Annotated in this window: 2 protein-coding genes; one reads left to right on the top strand and one right to left on the bottom strand. The window is 68.8% G+C overall.

All coding sequences use genetic code 11. The features are described from left to right. Positions 1–591 (top strand): TetR/AcrR family transcriptional regulator (locus U858_RS0132705; protein ID WP_025141304.1); only part of this gene is annotated, 591 nt, incomplete at its 5' end. On the opposite strand, the gene U858_RS0132700 is transcribed toward U858_RS0132705, so the two are convergent. After that, positions 555–1019: SDR family oxidoreductase (locus U858_RS0132700; protein ID WP_025141303.1), on the bottom strand; the 465-nt coding region annotated here is incomplete at its 5' end. The two genes, U858_RS0132705 and U858_RS0132700, sit on opposite strands and share 37 nt — an antisense overlap.

The following is a 1019-nucleotide window of genomic DNA, read 5'->3' as shown; positions in this document are numbered from 1 at the left end:
ATCGCGCAGCGGCTGGGCGTGTCCGAAGGCACGGTGTTCACGTATTTTGGCGGCAAGCGCGAACTGTGCGTGCGCGTCATCAGCGACTGGTACGACGAAATCATCGCCAAGGTCGAAGACAAACTGCCGCACGTGCAGGGCCCGCGGGCGCAGTTGCATTACCTGGTGCACGCCCATCTGCGCCACCTGCTGGCCGAAGGCACCGGGCTGTGCGCCTTCATCCTGTCCGAAGGCCGCGCCCGCAACGACGATTTCGGCGAGGTCTACGCCGGCCTGCAGCGGCGCTACACCGCGCCCCTGATGCGCATCCTGGCGCAGGGCCAGGCCGACGGCCACATCCGCCAGGACATGCCGCTGCGGCTGTTGCGGTCGGCCGTGTACGGCCCGATGGAACATGTGCTGTGGGACGCCATCCTGCGCAATGCCAAGGTCGACGTGGCCGCCACCGCCGACCAGCTGGTCGACTTCCTGTGGCAGGCCCTGCAGCCGCCGCAGCGCGACGCGCTGGCGTTGGCGCGGTTTCGCGGCGAAGTGCAAGACGCCCTGCATCGGCTTCAATCTTCCGAAAACAAGGACGGCGGCGCGTACTGAGGAAAGCCGTCGTAGGCCTGGCTTCTTTGCGCGGGCGGCAGCGTCCACGAATGGCGGGCGTTGGGCACGCCGCCATCCACCCGGATGACGCTGCCATTGATGAAGGCGGCGGCTGGCGACAGCAGGAACACCACCGCCGCGGCCAGCTCGGCCTCGGTACCGAAGCGCTGCAGCGGCACCTTGGTCTTCAGGTCGCGCAGCACGGCGCGATAGCCCTCGTCGTAGCTGTCCATGCCGCTGGACGCGATCCAGCCAGGCGCCACCGCATTGACGCGCACGCCGGCATGGGCCCATTCGCAGGCCGCCGTTTCGGTCAGGTTCCAGACGCCCGCGCGGGCCGCGCCCGAATGCCCCATGCCGGGCATGCCGCCCCAGATGTCGGCCAGCATGTTGACGATGGCCCCGCCGTGCTGGCGCATGTGCTGCAC

The organism is Achromobacter sp. DH1f (assembly GCF_000633435.1).
In the GTDB taxonomy this organism is placed as follows: Bacteria; Pseudomonadota; Gammaproteobacteria; order Burkholderiales; family Burkholderiaceae_B; genus Achromobacter; species Achromobacter deleyi.
Note: the sequence above shows the minus strand (reverse complement) of the source record. Positions and strands in the feature narration are given on the sequence as shown.